Origin of the sequence: Thalassobaculum salexigens DSM 19539 (assembly GCF_000423805.1) — a bacterium.
Lineage (GTDB): Bacteria > Pseudomonadota > Alphaproteobacteria > Thalassobaculales > Thalassobaculaceae > Thalassobaculum > Thalassobaculum litoreum.
The window spans coordinates 648066-675007 of record NZ_KE384093.1 but is presented as its reverse complement, the minus strand read 5'-3'; the positions used below and the strand labels follow the sequence as shown (position 1 = coordinate 675007).

Below are 26942 nucleotides of genomic sequence, written 5' to 3'. Positions count from 1 at the left end.
GGAGGCGGCGGACCGCGATAGGCTCGCACACAAACCCACCAAGCATCGACGCCTGTCCAGGGCGCCCGGAGGAAAATTCAGATGAAGATGCGTGCCTGCGTCCTGCGCGAGATCGGGGCAGAGATGCCCTATGCCAAGAGCGTCCCCCTGGCCATCGAGGAGGTGGAGCTGGATCCGCCCGGTCCGGGCGAGATGCTGGTCAAGATCATCGGCGCGGGTCTCTGCCACTCCGACCTGTCGGTGATCAACGGATCGCGTCCCCGGCCGCTGCCCGTAGTGCTCGGCCACGAAGGGGCCGGCGAGGTCGTGGAAGTCGGCCCCGGCATCCGCGACATCAAGGCGGGCGACCCGGTCGTGTTCCAGTTCTCCGCCTCCTGCGGCCGCTGCATCCGCTGCCTGGAAGGCCGGCCGCAGATCTGCGAGGCCCATGCCGTGGCCCGCGCCAAGGGCGACCTGATGGGCGGCGGCAAGCGCCTGAAGAACTCCACCGGCGCGCCGATCAACCACCAGACCGGCGTGTCCTGCTTCGCCGAATACGCCGTGGTCGACCGCGGCTCGGTGGTGAAGATCGACAGCGACATCCCGCTCGAGACCGCAGCCATCTTCGGCTGCGCGGTGATGACCGGCGTGGGGGCGGCCCTGAACGCCGCCCGCGTCGCACCGGGCGACAAGGTCGCGGTCATCGGCCTCGGCGGCGTCGGCTTCTCGGCCATGCTCGGCGCCATTCTCGGTGGGGCGGCCCAGGTCATCGCGGTGGATATCAATCCCGCCAAGCTCGGCCTCGCCCGCCAGCTCGGCGCCCATCACACGATCGACGCCCGCGAGCCGGACCATGTCCAGCAGATCAAGGACCTGACCGGCGGCGGTGTGGACGTGTCACTGGAAGGGGCCGGCGTGATCCCGGCGCTGAAGACCGGCTACGACATCCTGAAGACCGGCGGTCAGCTCGTCACCGTCGGCCTGTCGCCCCAGGGCGCGGACTTCCCGATCCCGGCGGCCGATCTGGTCAGCCGCGAGATCGCCGTGCGCGGCAGCTACATGGGCTCCTGCGTGCCGGTGCGCGACATCCCGAAATATCTGGAAGCGTTCCGCCAGGGCCGCCTGCCGGTCGACCGGTTGATCGGCGAGCATGTGGGCTTCGACGGGGTCAATGCCGGCTTCGACAAGCTGGTGTCGGGCGAGGCGGTACGCCAGATCCTCACCCCCCACGCGGCCTGAGGTCGCCGCATGCGTCCGGGCCGGGTCGTCCTGGCCCGGACCGGCCCTGCTAATCAGCGCTGCAGGCGCGGCACATTGCCGACCAGCAGCCGGTCGATCTGTCCGTCGGCATTCGCAAAGGGCAGGATCAGCCGCTCCCACTGGGCGTGGAACTGGGCGAGCCGCGACCGGTGGAAGGTGTACAGCGGCTCGCGCCGGATGCAGACAGCCTTGTACGTCGCCATGAAATAGGCCGCGACCAGGGGCGACGGCACGTCCCAGACCCGCTTGCCGGTCATCTCGGTCTTCGAGTAGTCGACGATCCGAGAGCCGTAGACCCGGTAGAGGAAGTCGCTTCCACCGTCCATCGGTTCCATCAGCATGACGTAGCCGAGGGCCGGCACGAGATCCATGGCGTCGATCCCGCTCGACAGCGGCAAGTCATCGCCGCGCTTTCGCTCGATCCAGTAGCGCCGCAGGAACCCCAGGATGTCGCAGGACAGTTCCGCCTGATCCGGCGACCAGACCAGTTCGGGAGCGTTGCTGTCCATGGTGTCGAACAGCCGGTCGAGCTCGCGGCGATCGCCCTCCACCAACCCGGTCGCCACCCGTTCCGCTTCCAGGCGCATGTCGCGCGCCGGAGCCTCGCCGAGAAAGGCACCGGGCCAGCTCTCACGAAGCGCCATAATTGCGTTGTTATCTCGAATGGACACCGACCTACCTGACTCAGATGCCGTACCGACCGGGGCCGCTGCCGCCGGCACAGGCCCGGCAGCTACATGTGGCCTCGCCTGATAACGAGTGACCTTTGATGTGCACCTATGGTTCTTTTTAAAGGTTAAGGCGGATTTATGAAGAAACGGTTAGCCCCGAACGCGCGCAATCGTAGCCGCAGCCCCTCTTGGGGACCCGGCAGGCCTCCAGGCTGTCCGGCACCGAAGCGTCGCGATGGTCACCCAAGGGCGACGTGTAAGGCATGAGGTGCGGCCCGCCCGTCGGTCACCCCAGTCGGTCACCACGGAAAGGCTCCGGACGCCTCGGCCTCAGCCTTCGTTGAAGAACGGGTCGGGGGTGGAGGGGTTACGCAGCTTGGCCGCGGCTCCCGCACCGGCTACCGGCAGCCCTGTCGGGTCGATGAGGCCGAGCTGCACCAGCACGTTCGCCTGGTCCCACAGGATGTGCTCATAGGAGACCTTGCCGTCTTCGATGCCGACGATCACCACGAACACAACCTCGACCTTCTTGCCGGTCGGTTCGACCCCCGGAAGCATCCAGTCCATCTTCGTCGTATGACTGAAGGAGATGATGAGTTCGTCGATCAGACGCTCCTCGCTGTAGGTACGCGAGATGGTCTCGAACGTCACGTCCGGCGGGAAGAACTGACCGATCAACCGATTGGCATAGAACGTCCGCACACCATCCGTCCCCTGGCCGCCCACCATCGTCGGGATGTTCACGAGGTGCGGATTCGGGGACATGGTGGCCAGCGTCTTGTCGAGATCGCCCGCCAGCTCGGCGTCCATGTGCGCATTGAAGACAGCATCGAGTTTCTTGATAAGTGCCGGATCGGTCATAATAGGCGCTCCAGTTGCGCTGATTCCGGGAATGACGCTGCCAGCTAACGCTGTGGCGAGACCGGCAACAACGACTCGTCTTTGTTTGTCCATGATGTCTTTTACGCCCACGTCCGAAGTCGTTCCATTAATATTTCTGGTATGGATTCTTAACGATATCCGATGGATTTTTGCAAAACAGTAAAGACAGGTAGTAGACGGTGAGCCTGCCCCAAGTCGATCGGGCCGGCTGTGCAAGGGGCGACTGGGATGGTCTGAAGGCCGGCGGGCGTACAGACTGCGATCTCGATGCGGCCGTCCCAGGGCCGCGGGATCGGGTATTTGGCCAGCCGGCTCGGCTCCGGTTGGGGGCCTCAGGCAAGCCCTCGACGCATGAGCGCGTGCTTGATCGGCGTGACGCGGGACAGCATGCCCAGCCCCACCTGGCGCGCCAGACGCCCCGGAAGCGACGTATCGGTGGCCACCCCGGCGAGCATGCCCACCGCCGCCAGACGACCGGGCAGGTCGAAGCGGCGCCGGCGGGCATAGCGGGAGAGCACGTCGCTGCCGCCGATATCGCCACCCGTGCGCACCGCGTCGCTCAGCACGTCCGCCAGGGCCAGCACGTCGCGCACCGCCAGGTTCCATCCCTGGGCGCCGATGGGGGGAACGGTGTGGGCCGCCTCCCCGACCGCGACGACGCGGCGACGGACGGGTGCGGGCGCCCAGCCAAGCGACACCGGAAAGACCACCAGCGGCGCGGCCAGGCGGATCGCGCCATAGGCCGGCTGGCGCATCCGGGCGGACGCCTCGATCGCCGGGGCGCCGGCGGTCGCGAGCCGCTGGATTTCGGCGGTCGGGGCGATGGAGATCAGCGAGCCCTCCCGGCCTCCGACCGGGATCACGGTGATCGACCCGGTATCGTCATAGCGCTCGATGCAGAGCCCCTGATGGGGGGCGTCCAGTTCGACCGGCGCGCAGAGGGCGCTCAGACCGAGCGGCCGCCGCCACATGCGGATGCGCGCCGCCTCGCGGGTCGGCGAGCGGACGCCATCGGCGGCGATCGCCAGCCGGGCGGAGATCTGGGCGCCGCCCTCGGTGAGGACAAAGACACGGCCGGGACCGTGACGGACCCCGACGACCTTGTCTTCCACCCGGTGCGCCGCCGGCATGAGCGCGACGAGATCGCCGATCGGCAGGTTGAGGGCGAGATAGGGGGTGTCGACCTCCGCCGCCGAAAACCGCTCCGCGGTAAGCCCGAACGGTCCCACGGATTCGATGAGCATCGTCGGCAGCGGCGTCGCCTTCGGCCGGACGTCGATCCCGAGGCGGTCCAGGCCCTCGACGCTGGACGGCAGCAGGGCCGTGGTGCGCGGATCGGTCCCGTGCGCGTTCGCGGGTGCAACGACGACGGCATCAAGGCCCAGCGCGCTCAGGACCCTGTAAGCGAGACGGCCGGTAGGCCCGTCTCCAACGATGACTGCGTCGACCTGCATCCGTGCGCTCGCGTCCCGAACTATCCGTTTCGAGGGATATGGGTCCGGGATCCGCGGGAGCAAAGGTCTGGTCGACGTCCACGATCTATCGATCGACGGCGGGAACGGTGTCCGAAACGATCATTCGGGCCGGATATCGATCGGAGGCTATGTGCCTGTCGCACATAAAAAAACTGCCGGGAACACGAGGTTCCCGGCAAGTTGAACAGGGAGGCTTCACGTCTGGGAGACGTGGGATCCCGAAGGACCCCGCTCCGAGCGGGGGGCTCGGAGGCGATGCTGCAACGCAACATCGCGATGACCATGAAATAGGCATTCGCCGCCGCGGCGACCACATCAAAATGGTCACTTCCGCTATGCGGTTTTTGCATAGCTTGGTTTGCGAATTTTTCAGAATTGCGACTTGGCAACTTCCTGGATGAGGAAATCTCGCAGCACCATGATGCGCTTGGAGTGCCTCAGTTCCTCGGGATAGACGAAGTAAGTCGGCACCTGCGGTCCCTCAAGATCGGGGATGACGCGGATCAGCCCCACATCTTCGCGGGCCATGTAATCGGGCAATGCTGCAATGCCGAGACCGGTTTGCACTGCACGGTACATTGCAAAATAATTGTTCAGCCGGACCACATTCACATGCCGGCCGCGATGCCCGACGGCGGTGTCCAGCAGCCAGTTGACGTTCGGAAACGGCGGATGGGCGGTCTCGCCGTAGATCACCAGCCGGTGGGCGGCCAGATCGGCCGGCGTCTTCGGCAGGCCGTGCTTGGTGAGATACTCCGGCGAAGCGTAGAGATGGAACTTGATGGTCTTCAGATGGCGCTGGATCAGATCGGGCTGGCGCGGCGGGGTCAGACGGATCGCCACGTCGGCCTGGCGCATCGACAGGTCGAGCTCGCTGTCGTTCAGGATCACGGTCAGGCCGATCTCCGGATACAGCTCCAGGAACCCGGCCAGACGCGGCGCCAGCCAGTTGGAGCCGAGCGCCACCGTCGTGGTCAGCCGCAGCGGCCCCTTGGGGCTGTCCTTGCCTTCGGACAGCAGGGCCTCGGTGGTGGCCAGCTTGGCGAAGACGTCGCGGGCGGTCTGGTACAGCACCTCGCCCTGCTCGGTCAGGATCAGGCCGCGGGCGTGGCGGTGGAACAGCGGCAGCTTGAGGCTTTCCTCCAGCGCGCTGATCTGGCGGCTGACCGCCGACTGGCTGAGATTCAGGGTCTCGCCCGCATGCGTGAAGCTGCCCGCTTCGGCGACGGCATGAAATACCCTGAGCTTGTCCCAGTCCATCGCCCGACCACGCTTCGACCTGATTCCCGTTCCTGTCTACACGATCCGGCGCGAAGAAGGAACGCGAAGGGGCCTATTCGGCGGCGGCCGCATGGGCCGCATCTTCAAGCGCGGCCACATATTTCTCCGATTCCAGCGCCGCCATGCAGCCCATGCCGGCCGCGGTGACCGCCTGGCGGTAGACCTTGTCGACGCAGTCGCCGGCGGCGAACACGCCGGGAATCGACGTCCGGGTCGAACCGGCTTCGGTGATCAGGTAGCCCTCCTCGTCCAGCGGCAGCGCGCCCTGGAAGGGTTTGGTCGCCGGATCGTGGCCGATGGCGACGAACAGGCCGTGGGCGGCGATGTCGGTGGTCTCGCCGGTCTTCACGTTCTTGATCCGCACCGCCTCGACGCCGTCCATCGGGCCGGCGCCGCCGAGAACCTCGTCGACCACGCTGTCCCAGACCATCGTGACCTTCGGGTGGCGGAACAGCCGGTCCTGCATGATCTTCTCGGCCCGCAGGGTGTCGCGGCGGTGCACCAGGGTCACCGTCCGGCAGATATTGGCGAGGTACAGCGCCTCCTCCACGGCGGTATTGCCGCCGCCGACCACGACCACGTCCTTGTCGCGGTAGAAGAAGCCGTCGCAGGTGGCGCAGGCCGACACGCCGCGGCCGTTGAAATGCTGCTCGCTCGGCAGGCCGAGCCAGCGCGCCTGGGCGCCGGTGGCGATGATGACGCTGTCGGCCAGATAGGTATCGCCCTGGTCGGTCATGCAGCGCAGCGGCCGCGAGGTGAAATCGACCGAGGTGACGATGTCATAGGCGATCTTGGTGCCGACATGCTCGGCCTGCTTCTGCATCTGCTCCATCAGCCAGGGACCCTGGATGACGTCGGCGAAGCCCGGATAGTTCTCCACTTCGGAGGTGATGGTCATCTGGCCGCCCGGCTGCAACCCGGCGAGCAGCATCGGCGACAGGTTCGCGCGCGCGGTATAGATGCCTGCGGTCAGTCCCGCGGCACCCGCGCCAACGATCAGAACCTTCACCCGGTGCTCGGCCATGCCATCCTCCTTGTCTCGATGCAGGCAAGATAGGCGGCCCGGCCCCCGGTCTCAACCGGCGCGGCGGTCAATTCGCCGGGACCGGCCGTTCCAGCCAGCGCGGCACGCCCCGGCGGCCGCACCTCCGTCCGGTCCGGGCGCGCGACTCCGCGCCTCAGAAGCCGAACATGTGATCCAGCGAGAAGGACACCCCGTCGCGGATCAACCCGTGATAGCCGAACAGCCGGCAGGTCGTGTCGCGGATCAGCACATAGCCGCCGTCGCCCGCCTTCTCCAGATCCGCGCCGGAGAACATTTCGCTCGCCCGCCAAAGCCGCGAGCCGCCGCAGGGGATCGCCATCGTGGCGCGGGCGATCTCCACCCCGTCGGCGCCGGTCAGGACCAGCACGGTCTCCGACGTCGGGTGCCAGGGGTTGGAGGCGGCGTAGATCAGGTGGCACATCGAGTCCACACCACCGCCCGCCATGCCGTTGCCCAGGCGCAGGAACAGCCGCGTCGACAGGCCGGGCGGCGGGCCGCCATAGCTCTGCGGCTCGTTCTTGTAGGTCATGACCGTGTTGAAGACATGGGCGCCGAAGCTGGTGTCGGCGGCGTGACCGCTCTCGGTATCCTCGTAGCGGAACAGCCCGTGCAGCCAGCCGTCGGCGGCGTCCTCTCCGCCCTGGGAGAAGTCGTAGATGAATTCCAGGTGGCCGTAGCCGGACGGCAGGGCGGCGCCGCCCATCAGCTCGACCGCCTCCAGCGCCACGCTGTCGGACCGGTCGAGCACGCCGAGGGACCGCCGGGCAACCTCGGTGCCGTCGGCATCGATCAGCAGGGCGGCGATCGGCTGCTTCTGCTGTCCCCGGGTCATCGGGGTCGGCAGGGCGAAGGTGCGGTAGCGGTCCACCGGCAGGACCGGGGCCGGAAGGATATAGGCCTTGCCCAGATGCTTCATGGCGCCGGGGATCGACGGGTCGCCCGTCAGGTCGGTGCGCTCCACGTTCACATGGGCGATCCGGTTGCGGCGGTTGCCGGCGACGATCTCGTAGCGCGGCCGCACCACGTGCTTGCCGGCGCGCAGCTCGAACTGGGCCGGCCAGACCGCGTCCGGGAACAGCGCGGCCGGATCGACGGAGATGGTGCCGAAGCCGGGGACCGGCCGGTCGATGGCGCGGCTGTCGTCGTTGCCCATCAGGTTCAGCGCCATGGATCCGGCGGGTGCGGCGTTCGGATGGGCGTTCTGCAGCCACAACACGATCCGCTCGCCCGGATTGGCCGCCGGCAGACCGGCGTAGTAGTCGGCCGGCCAGGCGTTGGCGTCATGGGTGCAGGACAGCTCTTCCGGCGCGTCGCCATAGGTGTCGACGGCGTATTTCACCACGTCGTGGCCGCGCGCGCCGAGCGCATGGATGAACAGGGTGCCGGCGAACTCGCCCAGGCCGAAGCGGGCGCGGATCTCCGCACTGTCGAGAATGATCCCGGCCGGCCCGTCGGGCAGGTCCTGCTCCCAGGTGGCGAGCACCTTGCCGTCGGCGTCGAACAGGCGCAGCCACAGCCGCATGCCCTTGGCGCCGTAGCCGCTCCAGTAGTTCGCCGTCACCAGACGCGTGTGCCGCCCGCCACCGTCGCGCAGGAAACCGTGGTTGATGGCGAAGTTCAGCGGGTCGAGATACTTGCGGGTATTCGACAGCATGGCGTCGGGCAGCCGCGCGTCGTCCAGGGTGACGACCCGCATGCCCGGCGGCAGCAGATGGCGGATATGGTCGACCAGCCGGGCGCTGTCGAAGGCCGGGATCAGCAGGGTCGGCGCGGTGCTGGCGCCGATCTCCGCCACAGGTTCGGGCGTGTAGCCCATCACCTTGGTGTCGAGCCGTTCGACCGCCTGCACATAGACCGTGTCGATCGTCAGCGCGCTGACGTCGTGCAGTTCGGCGAAGGTCTCGAGGTGGCCCAGGGGATCGTAGAGCGCGACCGGTCCCCTGCCCTTGATGTCCGCCAGCAGGGCCGCGATCTTCTCGGCGGTGAGCGGGTGGCCGACCGCCTTGAAGAAACTGAAGCCGCCGACCTGGTTGGAGAAGGTATCGATCTTGAGCGCCATGGCTCCACGCCGTCGCTGTTTGCAGGGTGCCCCCAATGCCTGACGACATAGCCGAACGGCCAGGGCGGAGCAATGCGCCGCACTCTATCGCAGCGATTGCTCCGGCCGATCGGCCATCCGCGCGGCCAGGCGCTCCGCCAGGATAGCACCGACCCGGGAGGTTTCGCGCAGGGGCTCGTAGGTCCAGCTCTCCAGATGGCCGGCGAAGGGCCGGGTATAGCCGTCGGCCCGCAGCCGCTCATGGAACGCCGCCAGGCGGCCGGTCTCGGGCTCTATGGTGGCCACATGCACCGGCTTGCCGGTGGCGCAGGCTTCCGACGCCATGTTGACCGAGTCGGAGGTCACCACCAGGGCATCGCACAGGTGCAGGAAAGCCAGATAGGGGTTCTCGCCCCGGCCGGTCCACACCACGCCGGGGAGGTCGGCCAGGCCCTGGGTCAGCGCCTTGCGGGTCGCCTCGTCGGTCCGCCGCGAACAGGCGACCAGCAGCGAGCCGCCGCTGCTCTGCGAGAGCCCGCGCAGCTCGGCGACGAACCGGGCCACCGCGTCGGCCGAGAACTCGTAGCGCTTGTTCGAGCCGCCGACATTCACCGCGATCAGCGGGCGCGGCAGGTCGGCCACCTCGGTCAGCCAGGGCTTGGCCGCCTCGGCCAGTTTCTCCGGCGCCTGCGGATTGAGCGCGCCCAGGGTGGTGACGACGTTATCGCCGCGCGCCGGGTCGTGCTCGGGCACGATCAGCATGTCGAAGTGCCGGGGATCGATCCGCGGATCCTGGATATGCGCCAGGAACGGCCGCCCGCCGGCCCGACGCCGAACCGCCAGGGCCGCCCCCGCCGTGCGCCGGCCGCAGGAGATCACCACGTCGGGCCACGGCTCGGCGATCGGGTCGCCGCCCGCCGTCGCCGCCACCCCCGGCAGCGTCCCGGCCACCGGCAGGGCGCGCAGCAGCCAGCTCGGATGGATCCGCTTGATCACCGGCGTCAGGCCGGCCGCGTCGGCGAGGCCGAGGCACTGGATGCGCATGCCGACCGTCCCGTCGGTCAGGATCCAGCACAACGTCTGCGTGTCGGCACCGACGCTCATGTCGCCAGATATCGAAAGAAAATGACAGATTTACGCAATGATCTTGCTTGCCCTATTCGAATCGGATATACGCACGCCATCGTTTCTACGCTGACTGTCAGACATTTCAATCGTTCCCCCGGAGCCCATATGCGACGTGTGAAACTTGATCGCATCGACCGCCGTATTCTGCGCGACCTTCAGGACAATGGCCGGATGACCAACGTCGAGCTGGCCAACCGCGCCGGCATCTCGGCGCCGCCCTGTCTGCGACGGGTGCGGGCGCTGGAGGAAGCGGGTTTCATCCGGGGATACCATGCCGAGGTGGCGCCTGAACACCTCGGTTTCACGGTCACGATCTACGCCCATGTGGGGCTGACCAGCCAGGCCGAGGCGGACCTTGCCCGCTTCGAGCAGATGGTCGGCCAGTGGCCGGAAGTGCGCGAGTGCCACATGCTGATGGGCGAGGCGGACTTCCTGCTGAAGATCGTCGCCAAGGACTGGGACGCCTTCCAGCGTTTCCTGACCTCCAAGCTGACCCCGGCGCCGCTGGTCTCCAACGTGAAGACCGCGCTGGTGATCCGCACCCGCAAGCGCCTCCCCGGCGTGCCGATCGACGAGGCGCCGGAGGACGACGACGAGGATGAGGTCGAGGAGGGGTAATCCGCTCCTCTCCACCTTCCCCTGCTGTCATCCCGAACTCGTTCCGGGACCTCGCCTGTTCCCAACGCCCACCGGTCCCGAAACGAGTTCGGGATGACGAGGGTGAGGTGATTGGGGGGAAGCGGCTAGGGGACGTGAAAACGCAAACAGCCGCAAAAACGCACAATGCCCCGGACCGAAACCCGGGGCATCGCGTTAGGCATATGCCCGACCGCTATTGAATCGCGATCGACAAAATCTCCAGGCTCTTCGAGCCCTTCGGGGTCGAGACCTCGACGGAATCGCCCACGCGCTTGCCGATCAGGGCCCGGGCGATCGGCGAGGAGGTCGAGATGAAGCCGCGCGCGATGTCCGCCTCGTAGGGCCCGACGATCGTGTAGGCGGTCTCCTCGTCCGTCTCCTCGTCCGCGACCTCGACGGTCACGCCGAAGGTCACGGTCTCGCCCTTCAGCTTCTTCGGGTCGATGACCTCGCAGCGGCTGATGACGTCCTCCAGCTCGGCGACCCGCCCCTCTATGAAGCTCTGGCGCTCGCGCGCGGCGTGGTACTCGGCGTTCTCGGAGAGATCGCCGTGTTCCCGCGCCTCGGCGATCGCCTTGATCACCGCCGGTCGCTCCACGGACTTCAAGTTCTTCAGTTCATCCGTCAGACGGGCATGCCCCTCTGCGGTCATCGGCACCTTTTCCATGGGCTCGTCGCCTGCTCAAACCTATCCTACCACCCGTTCCGGACGCCACGCGGGGCTCACTCTGGATCGGAAACCACGACCGGTTGCCAGACCCGCCCCCCGGGACAGTCAGAACGATCCGGTGAGGTAGGTCTGAAGCGGGGTCACTTCAAGGTGTCCGTCCCGCATTGCTGCGATGGCCCGGACAGCGGCACGCGCCCCCTCAACAGTCGTATAGTAGGGAATGTTGTGCGTTAGGGCGGTGTGACGCAAGCTGAAACTGTCCCGAATGGCCTGTGCACCCTCGGTGGTATTTATCACCAAGTCGACATGGCCCGAGAGCATGTTATCGACAATGTGCGGCCGTCCCTCGAGCACTTTCTTTACCCGGTGACTGTCGATGCCCGCGTCTTTCAGTACATCGGCGGTGCCCGTGGTGGCCATGATACTGAAGCCGAGGTCGTCGAGCGCCTTGGAGATCTGAACGATCGCCGCCTTGTCGGCATCCTTCACCGAAATGAAGACGACACCGCCGTCCGGCAGCACCGTGCCGGCGGCGAGCTGCGACTTGGCGAAGGCGCGCGCGAAGCTCTTGTCGATGCCCATGACCTCGCCGGTCGACTTCATCTCCGGGCCGAGGATGATGTCGGTACCGGGGAAGCGGGCGAAGGGGAACACCGCCTCCTTCACCGCCACATGCTCGGGATCCCTGGTCGGCAGGGTGAAGGCGCTCAGCTTCTCCCCCGCCATCACCCGGCTGGCGATCTTGGCGATCGGCACGCCGGTGGCCTTGGCGACGAAGGGCACCGTGCGCGAGGCGCGCGGGTTGACCTCCAGGATGAACACCTCGCCGTCGCGCACCGCGAACTGGATGTTCATCAGGCCGACCACGTTCAGGCCCTTGGCCAGCATCACCGCCTGGCGCTTGACCTCGTCGATCACCACCCGGTCCAGCGAGACCGGCGGCAGCGAGCAGGCGCTGTCGCCCGAATGGATGCCCGCCTCCTCGATATGCTCCATCACCCCGGCGATGAAGACGTCGGTGCCGTCGGCGACCGCATCCACGTCGATCTCGGTGGCGTTGCGCAGGAAGCTGTCGATCAGCACCGGGTTCTTGCCGGACACCACGACCGCATTGCGCATGTAGCGGCGCAGGCCCTCGGGCTCGTGCACGATCTCCATCGCCCGGCCACCCAGCACGTAGGACGGGCGGATGACCACCGGATAGCCGATCTGCTCGGCGATCTTCTCCGCCTGCTCGGTGGAGGTCGCGGTGCCGTTGGCCGGCTGCATCAGCTCCAGGCGCTGCAGCAGCTTCTGGAACCGGTCGCGGTCCTCGGCCAGATCGATCGCGTCCGGCGAGGTGCCGAGGATCGGGATCTGCGCCTTCTCCAGCGCCGCGGCCAGCTTCAGCGGGGTCTGGCCGCCGAACTGCACGATGCAGCCCATGACCTGGCCGTTGGCCTGCTCGCCGTTGACCAGCTCGATCACGTCCTCGGCGGTCAGCGGCTCGAAATACAGCCGGTCGGAGGTGTCGTAGTCGGTGGAGACGGTCTCCGGGTTGCAGTTGACCATGATGGTCTCGAACCCGGCATCCGACAGGGCATAGGCCGCGTGGACGCAGCAATAGTCGAACTCGATGCCCTGGCCGATCCGGTTCGGACCGCCGCCCAGGATGATGATCTTCTTCGCGTCGGTCGGCTCCGCCTCGTTCTCCGGGGCACCGCCGCCGATGCCGATCTCGTAGGTCGAGTACATGTAGGGCGTGGAGGACGGGATCTCGGCGGCGCAGGTGTCGATCCGCTTGAACACCGGGCGCACGCCGAGGCCGCGGCGCCGGGCGGAGACCACCTCCTCGTCATGGTCGGTGATCTGGCCGAGCCTCGCGTCGGAGAAGCCCATGGACTTGATCTTCTGCCAGCCGGCGACGTCCGAGGGCAGGCCGTCGGCTTCCAGCCGCTTCTCGGCGGCGATGATCTCGGCCATGCGCTCCAGGAACCACGGGTCTATGTGGCAGGCGCGGTGCACCTCCTCGACCGACAGGCCGACGCGCAGCGCCTGGGCCACCTTCAGCAGCCGGTCCGCCGTGGCTTCCGACAGTTCCGCGGTGATCGCCTGGCGGTCGACCTCGCCGTCCTCGGTACCCTTGAGCTCCACCGGGTCGAGCCCGACCAGGCCGGTCTCCAGCCCGCGCAGGGCCTTCTGCAGGCTCTCGTGGAAGGTCCGGCCGATGGCCATGACCTCGCCGACCGACTTCATCGAGGTGGTCAGCCGGGCATCGGCGCCGGGGAACTTCTCGAAGGTGAAGCGCGGGATCTTGGTGACCACGTAGTCGATGGTCGGCTCGAAGCTCGCCGGCGTGTTGCCGGTGATGTCGTTGTCCAGCTCGTCCAGGGTGTAGCCGACGGCCAGCTTGGCGGCGATCTTGGCGATCGGGAAGCCGGTGGCCTTCGAGGCCAGCGCCGAGGAGCGCGACACCCGCGGGTTCATCTCGATGACGATCTGCCGGCCGGTCGCCGGGTCGATGGCGAACTGCACGTTGGAGCCGCCGGTCTCCACCCCGATCTCGCGCAGCACCGCGATGGAGGCGTTGCGCATGCGCTGATATTCCTTGTCGGTCAGCGTCAGCGCCGGGGCGACGGTGATGCTGTCGCCGGTATGGACGCCCATCGGGTCGACGTTCTCGATGGAGCAGATGATGATGCAGTTGTCCGCCTTGTCGCGGACCACCTCCATCTCGAACTCCTTCCAGCCCAGCACGCTCTCCTCGATCAGCACCTCGTTGGAGGGCGAGAGGCGGATGCCGTTGCGGACGATCTGCTCGAATTCCTCGCGGTTATAGGCGATGCCGCCGCCCTGGCCGCCGAGCGTGTAGGACGGGCGGATGATCGCCGGCAGTCCGACATGCTCCAGCGCCTCGTCGGCGTCGTCGAAGTTGTTGATCAGCCGCGAGCGCGGGGTGTCGAGACCGATCGCGGTCATCGCCTCGCGGAACTGCTGGCGGTCTTCCGCCTTCTCGATGGCCTTCAGGTCGGCGCCGATCAGCTCGACCCCGAACTTCTCCAGCGTGCCGTCATGGGACAGCGCGCGGGCGGTGTTCAGCGCGGTCTGGCCGCCCATGGTCGGCAGCAGGGCGTCGGGACGCTCGCGCTCGATGACCTTGGCGACCATCTCCGGGGTGATCGGCTCGATATAGGTGGCATCGGCCGTGCCCGGATCGGTCATGATCGTCGCCGGGTTCGAGTTCACCAGAATGACCCGGTAGCCCTCGTCCTTCAGGGCCTTGCACGCCTGGGTCCCGGAGTAATCGAACTCGCAGGCCTGACCGATGACGATCGGCCCGGCGCCGATGATGAGGATGGAGGAGATGTCTGTACGTTTGGGCATTAGCCGAGGAGCTCCCGGAACCGGGCGAAGAGGTAATGGCTGTCCATCGGGCCCGGCGAGGCTTCCGGATGGTACTGCACGCTGAAGATCGGCTTGCCGTCGACCTTGATGCCTTCCACCGAGCCGTCGAACAGCGAGCGGTGGGTGACGGTCACGCCGTCGGGCAGGCTGGCCTCCATGACGACGAAGCCGTGGTTCTGGCTGGTGATCTCCACCTTCCCGGTCTCCAGATCCTTGACCGGATGGTTGGCGCCGCGGTGGCCCATATGCATCTTCTCGGTCTTGGCCCCCAGCGCCAGGGCCAGCATCTGGTGGCCGAGGCAGATGCCGAAGATCGGCTTGCCGCTGTCGATCAGCTTGCGCAGCTCCGGCACCGCGTAGATGCCGGTCGCCGCCGGGTCGCCCGGGCCGTTGGCGAGGAAGATGCCGTCCGGGCCGTGGCCCAGGATCTCGTCCGCGGTGGTGCTGGCCGGCACCACCGTCACCCGGCAGCCCTGGGCCGCCAGGTTGCGCAGGATGTTGCGCTTGGCGCCGTAATCGACGGCGACCACGTGCTTCTTAGGCTCGGTCATGGTGCCGTAGCCGTCGCTGCGGCCGTCATCGGCAAACCCCCACAGGGTGGTGTCCCAGGTGTAGGTCTGGGTGCAGGACACCTGCTTGGCGAGGTCCATACCCTCCAGCCCCGGCCAGTCGGCGGCCAGCTTCTTCAGCGCCTCGATGTCGAATTTGCCGTCCGGCGAGACGCAGAGCGCGCCGTGCGGGGCGCCGATGTCGCGGATCCGCCGGGTCAGCCGCCGCGTGTCGACGCCGGCGATGCCGGGCAGGTCGTGCGACTTCAGCCAGTCGTCGAGGCCGCGCTCGGCGCGGTAGTTCGACGGGTCCGTGATATCGGCGCGCAGCACGCATCCCAGGGCTGCGGGCGACACGGTCTCGTGGTCATTGACGTTGGCGCCGACGTTGCCCACATGGGGAAACGTGAAAGTGATGATCTGGCCGGCATAAGACGGGTCGGTCAGGATCTCCTGGTAACCGGTCATCGAGGTGTTGAAGACCACCTCGCCGACCTTGGTGACAGCGGCGCCGAAGCCGCGACCGAAGATCGCCGTCCCGTCCGCCAGAACCAGAACCGCCGTTGCGTCGTGAGGGATGGCGGCAGGATCGGTCATGCGGTGTCTCCGGGTCAGGCGGTTACCGAGAGGGCGGTCGTCACCCGTCGCGCCGCGGGAGTATATCCCCAAGCTTTGGGGAGCCCAAACGGCGGTCGGACGGAGGCGGCCAGTCGGTAAATTGGCCGGGTGATACGCGAGGAACGACGGTACGTCAAGCCGTAACATACGGAAAAGTCCGTTGTTTTTCAAATGGTTAGAAAATCATCTCGGCATTGCAACATGAAACCGGATCGTATATTGTCGCCGCTTCCGTACAGATCAGCCGGCGGGACCCGGCCTCCGATCTTACGGCGAACGGGCGACGACGGCCGGCACGGCCCCCGCCAGATTCTGGGCCAAAGTGCCGGACTCACTCGGTTTCTGGGGAGAAACTGAATGTTGCGCGAACAGCTTAAGAGTGCGTTGAAGGATGCCATGCTCGCGAAGGATCAGCGGGCTGTCTCTACCGTGCGTCTGATCCTCGCGGCCCTGAAGGACCGCGACATCGCCGCGCGCGAGAAGGGCAATCTCGACGGAATCGACGACGCGGAAACCCTGGCCATGCTCAGCACGATGGTGAAGCAGCGTCAGGAATCGATCCGGCTCTACGAGGAAGGCGGGCGCTGCGAGCTCGCCACCCAGGAGCAGGAGGAAATCGACGTGATCCGCCGCTTCATGCCCACCCAGTTGGAGGGCAATGAGCTGGTCTCGACGATCGACAGCACCATAAAGGAAATCGGGGCGGCCGATCTGAAGGACATGGGCAAGATCATGTCCACGCTGAAGCAGCGCTATCCGGGCCGCATGGACTTCTCCAAGGCCTCCGGCATCGTGCGCCAGCAGCTGGTGTGAGCCGGACCCCGGTCTGACCGGCGGCGGGGCTCCCGCTCCGCCGCACGGAACGTCCGGATGGCGGGAGGCGCCGTGGTGCCTCCGCCTCCTCCCTCCTCCTCTCGTCATCCCGAAACAAGTTCGGGATGACGGGGGTGTGCGGTCAGGATTGCCCCAGGCTGAACCCGTAGGGCAGCAGCCGGTCGAGGTCGAACACGTCGCCCAGCGCGCCCGCGCCACCACCGTCGACCACCACCAGCGTCTCCGGATCGCGGTTCCCGAACTCGTGGATCACCTGGCGGCAGAGGCCGCAGGGCGAACGGTCGGCCACCGGTGCGTCCAGGGTCGCCACGCAGCTCACCACCAGTAGCTCCAGTTTGCGGAATCCCAGGGAGGCCGCCTGGGTCAGCGCCGTGCGTTCGGCGCAGATCGTGCCGCCGTAGCTGGCATTCTCCACATTGGCGCCGGTGATCGCCCGGCGCTGCGGATCGTCGGCCATGATCAGCGCCGCGCCGACCCGGAAGCGGGAATACGGCGCGTGGGCCCGCGTCGCCACGTCCCGGGCGGCATCGCGCAGCCGGCCGATCTCCGTCGGATCCACCCAGACCGTCTTTTCCGGAATCGCCCGGCCCGGCACGGTCAGCCGGCCGAGGGGGGTCGGCGTGGTCGCGTCGGGCCGGTCCACCGCCGGCAGCACCAGCGCGACGCGGCTCACGGTCAGGGCTCCCCGTAGACCGCGTGCGGGTCGTAGGCCTTGTCGCCGGTGACCTCTAAGGCCACCCCGTCGCCAGTCTTCACCACCCGTCGGTAGAAGCAGCTCTCGTAGCCCACATGGCAAGCGCCCGGTCCGACCTGCTCGACCAGCAGCAGAACCGTGTCCTGGTCGCAGTCGAACCGGACCTCCTGGACCCGCTGCACATGGCCGCTGCTCTCGCCCTTGCGCCACATCTTCGCCCGCGAGCGCGAGTAGTAATGCGCTTCGCCGGTCTCGATGGTGGCGGACAGGGCCGTGGCGTCCATCCAGGCCATCATCAGCACCGAGCCGGTCGCCGCATCGGCGGCGACGGCGGGGATCAGCCCGTCCGCCCCGAATTTCGGGGCGAGCGCGCTGCCTTCCTCGATGGCTCTCGTGTCGCCGCGGTCGGCGAAAGTGACCGTCATGTCAGCCCTTCCAGCAGCCGGACCCACATCTTTGCCCGCGGCACGAGGGAGGAGATGTAGACCTGTTCGTTCAGAGTATGCGCGCCCTCACCGTCGGCGCCCAGGCCGTCCAGGGTCGGCACGCCCAGGGCGGAGGTGAAGTTGCCGTCCGAACCGCCGCCGGTCAGCGCCGTGCTCTCCAGCACCAAGCCGCTCTCGGCGACGACTTCCCTGGCCAGCTCGAACAGGCTCCAGTTGGCGTCGTTCAGCTCGTAGGGCGGGCGGTTCATGCCGCCGGTGATCTCGATGGTGACGTCCGGGTCGCGCGGCTTGCGGTCGAGGATCTTGGCGGTGATCTCCTCGCCGTCGGCGGCATTGACCACCCGCAGGTCGATTTCGGCCGTGGCCACCCGCGGCACCACGTTCACGCCGGTGCCGGCGCTGACCAGGCCGACATTGGTGGTCACGCCGCGGTCGTAGTCGGTGAGGCCCTCGATCTCCAGGATGTGGTGGGCGAGTTCCTTGACCGCGCTGCGGCCGTCCTCGTGCTTGGCGCCGGAATGGGCCGGGCGGCCGGTGATGGTCATCTCGAAGCGGCCCACGCCCTTGCGGGCGGTGACCAGCTTGCCGCCGTCGCGGGCCGGCTCGGTGACCAGCACGTATTTCGCCTTCTTCGCCTCGGCCTCGATCACCGCGCGGCTGGTCGGGCTGCCGACCTCCTCCTCGGCGACGAACAGGAAGCTCACCGGCAGGGCGGTGCCGGCGCCCATGCGGCGCAGGTGGCGATAGGCGTAGTACGGCAGAAAGGCGCCGGCCTTCATGTCGTAGATGCCGGGACCGTACAGGCTGTCGCCCTCGCGGCGGATCCTGTTGCTGTCGTCCTTGGTGCCGACCGGGTGGACGGTGTCCATGTGGCTGAGCACCAGGATGCTCGGCACGTCCTCGGTCCAGTCCGGGGTGCGCACGATCAGGTGGTCGCCGAAGCCGTCCTTGCCCGGGACACGCTCGACCGAGCAGCCGGTGCCCTCCCACTGGGTCTGGATCTTGTCGGCCAGCTTGTTGACCCGCGCGGCGTCATAGGTCGGCGTCTCCATCTCCACCCAGTCGAGGATACCGTCGATGATCTCCTCCTGGTCGATGGCGGGCTCGTTATCGCGGGTGGCGGCGGTGCTCATGGGGGCTCCGGGTCGGGTGAAACGAAGCGACCACATCTGCCGGACCGGGGACGCAAAGGCAATGCGCAAACGGCCCACGACGTTCATTCCTTTGCCGTCCGGCGCGCGTGAGACGGGCGGAGAGTGGCCCCCGGCGTCCCGGCGGGCTGATGGCTGGATCCCGGCGCAGGGCCGGGAAGACGACAACAGCGGGAAGCCAAAAGAAAAAGGGGCGACCCGAAGGCCGCCCCCTGTCCTGCGATCTGTCCGGCGATCCGGTACGGATCAGAGATGCTTCAGCACGTTCTCGGCGCTGGACACGTCGTAGGCGCCCGCGTCCTCGACGAAGAGCTGGGAGACCGTGCCGTCCTCGACCACCATCGCATAGCGCTGCGAGCGCACGCCGAGGCCGCGCTCGGTCAGGTCGAGCTCCAGGCCGATGGCCTTGGTGAACTTGGCCGAGCCGTCGGCCAGCATCACGACCTTGCCGTCGGACGCCTGGTCCTTGGCCCACACGCCCATCACGAACGGATCGTTCACCGCGACGCAGGCGACCGTGTCCACGCCCTTGGCCTTCAGCGCGTCGATGTTCTGCACGAAGCTCGGCACGTGCTGGGCGGAGCAGGTCGGGGTGAAGGCGCCCGGCACAGCGAACAGCACCACCTTCTTGCCCGCGAACAGCGCCGCGTTGTCCAGGGTGTCGATCCCGTCGGCCGTCTTGTGCTGCAGCCCGACGTCCGGAAGCTTGTCGCCAACCTTGATGGTCATCACCGTCTCTCCCTGTGAGGAACCGGACCGATCGTGGCCGGTCCATTTGGAACTGATGGTTCCCTAAATAGGCCGGTTCTAGCGCGAGTCCAAGCCGGCGGTTCGCGCGCCGCCGCCGGCCCGGTCGATCGCCTCCTTCACCGCCGCCGCCGACAGCAGTTCCGGCAGGGCGATCCCCTCGGGCGCCGCCGGGCCGTAGACCGCGTTGAACGGGATGCCGTAGCGCCCGAAGGAGGCCAGATAGTCGGAGATCGCCGGGTCGGGATTGGTCCAGTCCGCCTGCATCGCCGTCACGCCGCCGCCCGACAGCAGGCCTGCCGTCGGGTCGGTCTCCAGCACGAGCTGCTTGTTGACCTTGCAGGTGATGCACCAGTCGGCGGTCACGTCGACGAAGACCACCGCCCCTTCGGCCACCATCCGGTCGATCTCGGCCCGGTCGAAGGCTTCCCAAGCGATCGTCCGATCCGGTTGCGTGCCGGCCGGACGTCCGGAGCCGCCCCCCGGTGCGTGGGTCACACCGGCAACGGCGAGCACCGCGGCCAGGAGAGCCGCCCCGGTGAGCCCCGCCCCGCCCCGTCCGGAACGGTGCAGGAGGGCGAGCACCACGGCGCCGGCCACGAACAGCCCCGCCACCGCCAGCACGCCGGTCTGGCCGATCTGCACCGCCAGCACGGTCAGCAGCCACACGCCGGTCGCCAGCAGCGCCAGGGCCAGGATCCGCCGGAAGGTCACCATCCAGCGTCCCGGCCGCGGCAGGGCCCGGGCGATCGACGGCACGGCGGCGACCGCCAGATAGGGGAGTGCCAGGCCGATCCCCATGATCGCGAAGACGGTCAGGATCTCCGCCGGGCCGCGCGCCAGGGCGAAACCGACCGCCGTGCCGAGGAACGGCGCCGAACAGGGCATGGCCAGCAGGGCGGCGAAAGCGCCGGTGAGGAAATGGCCGACCAGCCCCTTGCCGTGTGCGCCCTCCGCCGGCAGCCGTCCGCCGAAATCGGCCAGGGCGCGCGGCAGGGCGACCTCGAACCAGCCCCAGAGATTGGCCGCGAACAGCAGGACCACGGTCGCCATCGCGGCGAGGAACAGGGGCTGCTGGAACTGGATGCCCCAGCCGACCGCCACGCCCGCCGATTTCAGCCCGGCGAGGATGCCCGCGAGCAGCACGAACGAGGCGACGATCCCCGCCGCCGAGGCCAGGAAGCCACGCCGGATCGCCCCGCGCTCCGCCCCGCCGTAGTTCAGCACCGAGACCAGCTTCAAGGACAGGACCGGCAGCACGCAGGGCATCAGGTTGAGGATCAACCCGCCCAGCAGCGCGAAACCGAGCACCGCCCACAGATCGGCCGCACCCGCCGGCGCCGCCCCGGCGGCCACCGTCAGCGGCCGTTCCACGAAACGGTCGCCATCCACCAGGGTCAGACGCAGGTCCGCCCCGTCGAGCCGGGCCTCGCCCCGGGTTCCGACCGGCACACGGACCGTCGCCGCCCGGGCGCTGTCGGACAGGGTGATCTCCGGCAGGCCGTAGGACAGCCCCTCGGGGCCTTCGGGGAAGACATCCAGGGAGTTGATCGGCTCGGCCGAAGTGACGGTCAGCACCAGGGTCGGGCTCTGCGGATCGCCCGCGGCCCAGGCCGACACCACGTCCAGGCCCACGCCCGGCAGGTCGCGCGGCACCTGCGCCGTCCAGCGGTTCAGCAACTGGGTGAAGGCCGTGGGCTCCGCCGGGCCCGCCGGCAGGTCGAGGCTCAGCGTTGCCTCCAGCGGCACGCAGATCTCGCTGCAGGCGAGTGCGTTGACCTGGGCCGTCAGGGCGAGCGGTGCGCCGGACCGCGCCAGCCGGGCGACAATCGGATAGACCACCTGATCCTTGTAGCCGAAGGTCTCCAGGCCGAAGAGGGAGAAGCGGTGCGGGACCGGATAGAGGGTCTGCGTCCCCGCCAGATTGTCGGAGCCGTCCCAGGTGACCTGCGGCGGGTAGCCGGCGTCGCCGGCCGAGCGCCAGTAGACCTTCCAGCCTTCCGCCAGGCGGAACTCCAGCCCCAGCGGGATCTCTTCCCGCCCTTCGGTGCCGGCCACCGCGGAGATCAGACGAATATCGGCGAACTCGGTGCTCACCCAGGGCGAGGCGGGCTGGGCCACGGCCGGGCCGGCGGCGATCGACCCCACGGCCGACGCCAGGAGGGCGAGGAGGATGAGCAACTGGCTGGCACGAAATTTCATCACAGGCCCGTCCGGCTCACTTTGAAGTCACAGCGAGACCCCAATATAGTAGGCGACGGCCACGGGGAACGTCACAACCGCGGGACCAATGGTCGCGCGGGCAGTGGAGGACAGGAATGGACCCGGACGATTTCATCCAGTCAGACGAGACGAAGGACGAGGCCGAGGGCTATCTGACCGGGCAGCTTCTGATCGCGATGCCGGCCATGCGCGACCCCCGTTTCACCCGCACCGTGATCTATATGTGCGCCCATAACGACCAGGGTGCGATGGGGCTGGTGATCAACCGGCTCGTCGGGTCGATCAAGTTCGCCGACCTGCTGGAGGAACTGGAGCTGGAGAGCGCACCGGTCGATGCCAGCCACTATCCCACGATCCATTTCGGCGGCCCCGTGGAGACCGGACGCGGCTTCGTGCTGCACAGCGACGACTATCTCCGCGACGACAGCATGCCGCTCGAGGACGGTCTGGCACTGACCGCGACGGTCGATATCCTGCGCGACATCGCGCTGGGCTCCGGTCCGCGCAGGGCGATCCTGGCGCTCGGCTACGCCGGCTGGGGACCGGGCCAGCTGGACGGCGAATTACAGGAGAACTCCTGGCTGTCGGTCGAGAGCGACCCCGACCTGCTGTTCGGTGCCGCGCTCGACGACAAGTGGGACCGGGCGCTGGCCAAGCTCGGCATCAGCGCCTCCCTGCTGTCGACCGATGCGGGTCACGCCTGACGCGCCTAGAGAAAATCACGATCGGATGGAAACATCTGCTCGTGGGAATTTGCTTTATCTGTAATGGGTTATCTAGCGATTCACGGTACAGATCGTTTCGATCTGAACCGATCGCGCTCTAATACTCGTCGCGCCGCCGCAGCCAGCTCATGCCCCGACCGCCCTCGTCCCGGCCCTTCGGCGTCAGGTCGAGCAGACGATAGGCGCCGTTGATCGCCTCCACGCCCCGGCCGTAGGTCGAATAGGCATGGGCGACCCCGCCATCCTCCAGCCGGATGAAGATACTGATCCCCGGCATCTCGTCGTTCGGCACGGCGTCGGTGTAGTTGTAGCCGCCGGCCGACCCCGCCTGCATATCCGGGAAGGTCACGCCGAAATCGCGGCTGAACGCCCCATCCACGGCCGACACCCAGTCGAAGCGCCAGCCCATCCGCGCGCGATACGCCTGCAGCCGGTCCAGCGGCGCGTTGGAGGTGCACAGGAACCGGGTGTCCCGGGCAGCGAGGTGGACGTCCACACCGTCGAAATTATCGGCCCAGAACGAGCAGCTCTTGCAGCCCTGCTCCCAGTCCGCGCCGAGCATGAAGTGGTAGACGGCGAGCTGTCCCTTGCCGGCGAACAGGTCGGCCAGGGTCTCGCGGCCCCGTACGGTGTCGAACAGATACTCCCGCTCGATCCGCACCCAGGGCAGCGCGCGCCGCTTCTCCGCCAGCGCGTCGCCGGCCCGCATATGCGCCTTCTCCTCGGCCAGGAGCGACCGACGCTCGGTCAGCCATTGGGCGCGGTCGACGATCCGGTGCAGGGTCATAGGACGGCCTCCTTCTCAAGCAGGGCGTGGATCGAGCCGAAGCTCGCCGACCAGCCGGAGCCGACCCCCTTGCGGGCGTCCTCCCTCCGGATGGCCGCGTGGGTCAGGCGCACGAAGGTGCCCTCCTCGGCCGGCTCGAAGGTTACGGTCACCTCGGACTCCGGCGTGACCTCGACCCGACCGTCAGCGAATTCCCGCTCGTGGCACCAGGTGAAGACCAGCCTGCGGTCCGGCTCCACCGTCACATAGGTGCCGCGCAGGGCGTCGCGGGACACCTCGGTCGGTGGCATGGTGAATTTCCAGGCCCCGCCCTCCCGCACGTCGGTCTCGATCGCCGCCATGCTGTGCGGCGCCTGGCCGAACCAGGCCTTCAACTCCGCCGGGTCGGTCCAGGCCCGGAACAGCCGCGACGGCGACGCCCGGAAGGTGCTCTCCACGATGACGGGATCGCTGCCATGGGGCGATTTCAGGAACGGCAGGCTCATGGGTTCTCCTCCAGGTACCGGGCGAGGGCGTCGAACCGGCCTTCCCAGAACGTCTGGTACGTCTCCAGCCATTCGGCCGCCTGTTTCATCGGCGCCGCCTCCAGGCGGCAGTAGCGGGTGCGCCCGCGCTTGCTGACGCGGACCAGCCCGGCTTCCGACAGCACGCGGACATGTTTCGACACCGCCGTCTGCGACATCTCGAAGGGTTCCGCGATCTCCGACAGGGCGGCTTCGCCCCTGGTCAGACGGGCGAGGATTGCGCGCCTTGTGCCATCGCCGAGGGCGGCGAAGGTCTGGTCGAGCTGGGTCATCGGGTCGGCCCTCTAAAGTCAACTTATTGGTTGACTATATCGATCGATCCATAATAGTCAACCGATCAGTTCACTTTTTATGGAGGCTTCCGATGATGCTGTACTCGCATCCGATGGCGCCCAACGCGTTGCGTACCCTGGTGTTCCTGGCCGAGAAGGGGATCGAGGTGCCGATCGAGCCGGTCGACCTGATGGCGGCGGAGACCCGCACCCCCGCCTTTCTGAAGAAGAACTCCCTGGGCGAGATCCCGGTCCTGGAACTGGACGACGGCACGCTGATCGCCGAGAGCGTGGCCATCTGCCGCTACTTCGAGGCAGCGCATCCCGAACCGTCGCTGATGGGGGCGACACCCGTGGAATCCGCCCAGGTGGAGATGTGGAGCCGGCGCATGGAGCAGCAGATCCTCGGCCCGATCGCCCAGGTCGGGCTGCACACCCACGAGTTCTTCGCCGAGAAGGTCGAGCAGGTGCCCGCCTACGCGGAGACCCAGGTCCGGCTCATGGCCAAGAAATGGGCCTGGCTGGACGCCGAACTGTCTGACGGCCGCACCTTCGTGTGCAACGACCGGTTCTCGATCGCCGACATCACCGGCATGGCCGCCCTGCATATCTGCGACTTCTTCGGCCACCCCGTGCCGGAGGGCGTGCCCAACGTGAAACGCTGGGAGACCGCGATGCGCGCCCGACCGAGCTGGAAGCGCTGAGCCATGGCCGTCGATGCCGAGCTCAACGAGCGCCTGCGCGCCGCGCTCGACGGTATTCCGTGCATTTCCGAGAAGCCGATGATGGGCGCGACCTGCTTCTTCCATCACGGCAACATGCTGGGCGGCGCCGACCGGTCGAAGACCGGGGAGCGCCGCTTCCTGTTCCGGGTCGGCCCGGAGGGGACCGCGAAGGCGCTGTCCCGCCCCGGCGCCCGGCCAGCGGAGCGGGGCGCACGGGTGATGCGGGGCTTCGTCTTCGTCGATCCGGAGAGCTGCGACGCCCGGGCGCTGGAAGGCTGGATCGACCTGGCGATGGACTACGTCTGGGCGCTGCCTGCCAAAGCGCAGCCGCTCAAGATCTAGTTTGCGAAGCTGGGGTCCTTGCGCTCCATCATCCGCACCAGGGCCGGCCATTCGATCGGATCGACCGTGCCGATATTGGCCGCGCCCTTCTCCCACTGCTGTGCTGTGTGCTCCGCCACATGGGCCGGCGGGCGGGCGGGTTTCATGCCCGACGCCATCACCTCCATCTGCAGCCGGCAGGCGCGTTCCAGGTAATAGATCCGCCGGAACGCCTCGGGCACCGAACGGCCGCAGGTCAGCAGGCCGTGGTTGCGCAGGATCATCGCGTTCCTTTCGCCCAGATCGGCGACCAGCCGCTCGCGCTCGTTCAGGTCGGTCGCCATGCCTTCCAGCTCGTGATAGGCGATCCGGTCGTGGAACTGCAGTGACTGCTGGTCCAGCGGGATCAGCCCCTCCTGAGTTGCCGCGACCGCGCAGCCGGCCCGGCTGTGGGTGTGGATGATGCAGCGCGCGTCCGGCCGCGCGCCGTGAATGGCGGAATGGATCACGTATCCCGGCCCGTTCACCGGGTAATCGTCCTCGTCCAGGGGCGTGCCGTCGATATCGACCCGCAACAGGTTCGAGGCGGTGATCTCCGTGTAGTGCCGTCCGAAGCCGTTGATCAGGAACACGTCCTTGCCGTCAACCTTGTACGGCAGCTTCGCCGTGATGTGGTTGAACACCAGGTCGGCCATGCCGAAATGCTCGACCAGCCGGTAGCAGCAGGCGAGGTCGACGCGCAGCTTCCACTCCTCCTCGGAGACAGCGCCTTGGCGGCGGTCGGGGGACAGGGCGGTGACGGACATGGCGAGCCTCCCGGATCGATTTTTCGGTTTCCCGCAGTCTATCGAGGGGACTGATCGCCGTCGATCCGCCAGGGCGGCACCCGCCAGACCTCCGACAGATAATCGATGAACACCCGGATCTTGGCCGAGACGTGCCGGCTCTGGTGATGCACCGCGTGCACCGCGATCTCCGGCGACCGCCAGTCGGTCAGCAACGGCACCAGGGAGCCTCCGGCGAAATGCGGACCGAGCACGAAATCCGGCTGCAGCACAATGCCGGCACCGGCAATCGCCGCCTCGGTCAGCACCTCGCCGTTATTGGCCGACATGGGGCCACGAGGGCGGATGCTCGCCTCCTCCCCCGCCGCGTTGGCGAAGCGCCAGGACGGCCCCTCCGCCGAATAGGCGTAACCGAGGCAGGCATGATCGATCAGGTCGGACGGGTGCCGGGGCGTGCCGCGCAGCGCCAGGTATTCCGGCGACGCGGCCAGATGCAGGCCGACCGGCGCCACCCGCCGGGCGACCAGGGTGGAGTCGGTCAGCCGGCCGATGCGCACGGCCACGTCGTATCCCTCCTCCAGCAGATCGACCACTCGGTCGTTCACCGTCAGGTCCACGGACAGGTCCGGATAGCGGCGCAGGAACGGCGCGATCGTCGCCGCCAGATGGGTGCGGGAGAAGGAGACCGGCCCGTTGATCCGCAGCAGCCCGGCCGGCGCCAGCCGCTCGCCCCGTGCCTCGGTCTCCGCCACCTCGAAATCGTGCAGCAGGCGCCGGGCCCGCTCCAGGTAGCGGCGGCCCGCATCGGTCAGCCGCACCCGCCGGGTGGTCCGCTCCAGCAGCTTCACGCCGAGCCGGTCCTCCAGCGCCTGAACGTGCTTGCTGGCCATGGCGCGGGACAAGTCGAGCCGGTCGGCCGCCACCGAGAAGCTCTCGGCCTCGGCGACGGCGATGAAGGTCGAGAGAAGGGCAAACCGATCCATTGTTAATTATGATGAGACAATCATTTTCAAACTGCACCAATTATTTTCCGCATTAACCATCGTATCTCTGTCTCACGAAACACGGCGGGGGCCCGCCTCCAAGATCG

The 26942-nt window shown here is 67.6% G+C and carries 26 protein-coding genes; 6 read left to right on the top strand and 20 right to left on the bottom strand.

Translation table 11 applies throughout. The features are described 5' to 3' along the window. The first annotated feature begins 81 nt into the window (after positions 1-81). Entirely contained in the window at positions 82-1218 is a 1137-nt protein-coding gene (locus G578_RS0107465; RefSeq protein ID WP_028793704.1) for a zinc-dependent alcohol dehydrogenase family protein, read from the top strand. A gap of 53 nt (positions 1219-1271) precedes the next feature. Here the strand turns inward: G578_RS0107465 and G578_RS0107460 are convergent, their stop codons facing one another. From G578_RS0107460 to G578_RS25230, 7 genes are all read right to left on the bottom strand, one after another. Continuing rightward, positions 1272-1883, bottom strand: a complete 612-nt coding sequence (locus tag G578_RS0107460) for a PAS domain-containing protein (protein WP_028793703.1) — start codon at positions 1881-1883, stop codon at positions 1272-1274. 357 nt (positions 1884-2240) lie between these two features. Continuing rightward, complete coding sequence (locus G578_RS0107455; protein WP_038013835.1) at positions 2241-2771, bottom strand: nuclear transport factor 2 family protein; 531 nt, start codon at positions 2769-2771, stop codon at positions 2241-2243. 353 nt (positions 2772-3124) lie between these two features. Beyond that, positions 3125-4246, bottom strand: a complete 1122-nt coding sequence (locus G578_RS0107450) for an FAD-dependent monooxygenase (protein ID WP_028793701.1) — start codon at positions 4244-4246, stop codon at positions 3125-3127. A 390-nt stretch (positions 4247-4636) separates the two neighbouring features. Then, positions 4637-5527: a LysR family transcriptional regulator gene (locus tag G578_RS0107445; protein WP_028793700.1), complete on the bottom strand. Its 891-nt coding sequence runs from the start codon at positions 5525-5527 to the stop codon at positions 4637-4639. Positions 5528-5600: 73 nt separating this feature from the next. Next, positions 5601-6572 carry a thioredoxin-disulfide reductase gene (gene trxB, locus G578_RS0107440; RefSeq protein ID WP_028793699.1) on the bottom strand — a complete coding sequence of 324 codons (972 nt, stop codon included), beginning with the start codon at positions 6570-6572 and terminating at the stop codon, positions 5601-5603. Between the two features lie 154 nt (positions 6573-6726). After that, a complete protein-coding gene (locus G578_RS0107435) occupies positions 6727-8652 on the bottom strand; it encodes a hypothetical protein (protein ID WP_028793698.1) in 1926 nt (641 codons plus the stop codon). A gap of 84 nt (positions 8653-8736) precedes the next feature. Continuing rightward, a complete protein-coding gene (locus tag G578_RS25230) occupies positions 8737-9735 on the bottom strand; it encodes a mitochondrial fission ELM1 family protein (protein ID WP_038013832.1) in 999 nt (332 codons plus the stop codon). A 129-nt stretch (positions 9736-9864) separates the two neighbouring features. On the opposite strand from G578_RS25230, the gene G578_RS0107425 reads away from it, so the two are divergent. Further along, positions 9865-10377 (top strand): Lrp/AsnC family transcriptional regulator, encoded by a 513-nt coding sequence (locus G578_RS0107425; RefSeq protein ID WP_028793697.1) that lies wholly within the window; start codon positions 9865-9867, stop codon positions 10375-10377. A 214-nt stretch (positions 10378-10591) separates the two neighbouring features. Here the strand turns inward: G578_RS0107425 and greA are convergent, their stop codons facing one another. From greA to carA, 3 genes are all read right to left on the bottom strand, one after another. Continuing rightward, on the bottom strand, positions 10592-11065 hold the full coding sequence (gene greA / locus G578_RS0107420; RefSeq protein WP_028793696.1) for a transcription elongation factor GreA: 474 nt from the start codon (positions 11063-11065) through the stop codon (positions 10592-10594). Positions 11066-11173: 108 nt separating this feature from the next. Further along, entirely contained in the window at positions 11174-14431 is a 3258-nt protein-coding gene (gene carB / locus G578_RS0107415; RefSeq protein WP_028793695.1) for a carbamoyl-phosphate synthase large subunit, read from the bottom strand. Continuing rightward, positions 14431-15597: a glutamine-hydrolyzing carbamoyl-phosphate synthase small subunit gene (gene carA, locus G578_RS0107410; protein ID WP_028793694.1), complete on the bottom strand. Its 1167-nt coding sequence runs from the start codon at positions 15595-15597 to the stop codon at positions 14431-14433. Before carA ends, carB begins: the two co-directional genes overlap by 1 nt. Positions 15598-15975: 378 nt before the next feature. Here carA and G578_RS0107405 point away from each other — a divergent pair, with 378 nt between their 5' ends. Further along, on the top strand, positions 15976-16431 hold the full coding sequence (locus tag G578_RS0107405) for a GatB/YqeY domain-containing protein (RefSeq protein WP_028793693.1): 456 nt from the start codon (positions 15976-15978) through the stop codon (positions 16429-16431). Positions 16432-16573: 142 nt separating this feature from the next. On the opposite strand, the gene G578_RS0107400 is transcribed toward G578_RS0107405, so the two are convergent. The 5 genes from G578_RS0107400 to G578_RS0107380 all read right to left on the bottom strand — a co-directional run bounded on the left by G578_RS0107400 (position 16574) and on the right by G578_RS0107380 (position 21692). Beyond that, complete coding sequence (locus tag G578_RS0107400; RefSeq protein WP_051244241.1) at positions 16574-17125, bottom strand: cytidine deaminase; 552 nt, start codon at positions 17123-17125, stop codon at positions 16574-16576. 2 nt (positions 17126-17127) lie between these two features. Further along, complete coding sequence (hisI, locus tag G578_RS0107395) at positions 17128-17571, bottom strand: phosphoribosyl-AMP cyclohydrolase (RefSeq protein ID WP_028793691.1); 444 nt, start codon at positions 17569-17571, stop codon at positions 17128-17130. After that, entirely contained in the window at positions 17568-18725 is a 1158-nt protein-coding gene (locus G578_RS0107390; protein WP_051244238.1) for a M20 family metallopeptidase, read from the bottom strand. The genes hisI and G578_RS0107390 overlap by 4 nt, the downstream gene beginning before the upstream one ends. A 264-nt stretch (positions 18726-18989) precedes the next feature. Then, positions 18990-19472 (bottom strand): peroxiredoxin, encoded by a 483-nt coding sequence (locus G578_RS0107385; protein WP_028793689.1) that lies wholly within the window; start codon positions 19470-19472, stop codon positions 18990-18992. A gap of 78 nt (positions 19473-19550) precedes the next feature. After that, entirely contained in the window at positions 19551-21692 is a 2142-nt protein-coding gene (locus G578_RS0107380; protein WP_028793688.1) for a protein-disulfide reductase DsbD family protein, read from the bottom strand. Between the two features lie 116 nt (positions 21693-21808). Between G578_RS0107380 and G578_RS0107375 the strand changes: the two genes are divergently transcribed. Next, complete coding sequence (locus tag G578_RS0107375; protein ID WP_038013828.1) at positions 21809-22417, top strand: YqgE/AlgH family protein; 609 nt, start codon at positions 21809-21811, stop codon at positions 22415-22417. A 118-nt stretch (positions 22418-22535) separates the two neighbouring features. Here G578_RS0107375 and G578_RS0107370 read toward each other — a convergent pair whose 3' ends face one another. From G578_RS0107370 to G578_RS0107360, 3 genes are read right to left on the bottom strand one after another with little or no spacing between them, the layout of a single operon-like run. Beyond that, a complete protein-coding gene (locus G578_RS0107370) occupies positions 22536-23225 on the bottom strand; it encodes a DUF899 domain-containing protein (RefSeq protein WP_028793686.1) in 690 nt (229 codons plus the stop codon). Further along, positions 23222-23710, bottom strand: coding sequence for an SRPBCC family protein (locus G578_RS28270; protein WP_051244235.1), 489 nt, complete (start codon positions 23708-23710; stop codon positions 23222-23224). The genes G578_RS0107370 and G578_RS28270 overlap by 4 nt, the downstream gene beginning before the upstream one ends. Beyond that, on the bottom strand, positions 23707-24021 hold the full coding sequence (locus G578_RS0107360; protein WP_028793685.1) for an ArsR/SmtB family transcription factor: 315 nt from the start codon (positions 24019-24021) through the stop codon (positions 23707-23709). The genes G578_RS28270 and G578_RS0107360 overlap by 4 nt, the downstream gene beginning before the upstream one ends. 92 nt (positions 24022-24113) lie before the next feature. Between G578_RS0107360 and G578_RS0107355 the strand changes: the two genes are divergently transcribed. Continuing rightward, positions 24114-24725 carry a glutathione S-transferase family protein gene (locus G578_RS0107355; protein WP_028793684.1) on the top strand — a complete coding sequence of 204 codons (612 nt, stop codon included), beginning with the start codon at positions 24114-24116 and terminating at the stop codon, positions 24723-24725. Between the two features lie 3 nt (positions 24726-24728). Next, positions 24729-25088, top strand: coding sequence for a TfoX/Sxy family protein (locus G578_RS0107350; RefSeq protein WP_028793683.1), 360 nt, complete (start codon positions 24729-24731; stop codon positions 25086-25088). On the opposite strand, the gene G578_RS0107345 is transcribed toward G578_RS0107350, so the two are convergent. After that, the gene (locus G578_RS0107345; RefSeq protein ID WP_038013824.1) at positions 25085-25873 is read right to left on the bottom strand and encodes a class II aldolase/adducin family protein; all 789 of its coding nucleotides are present in this window, start codon (positions 25871-25873) and stop codon (positions 25085-25087) included. The genes G578_RS0107350 and G578_RS0107345 overlap by 4 nt on opposite strands. A gap of 38 nt (positions 25874-25911) precedes the next feature. Beyond that, entirely contained in the window at positions 25912-26835 is a 924-nt protein-coding gene (locus tag G578_RS0107340; RefSeq protein WP_028793681.1) for a LysR family transcriptional regulator, read from the bottom strand. Between the last annotated feature and the right edge of the window lie 107 nt (positions 26836-26942).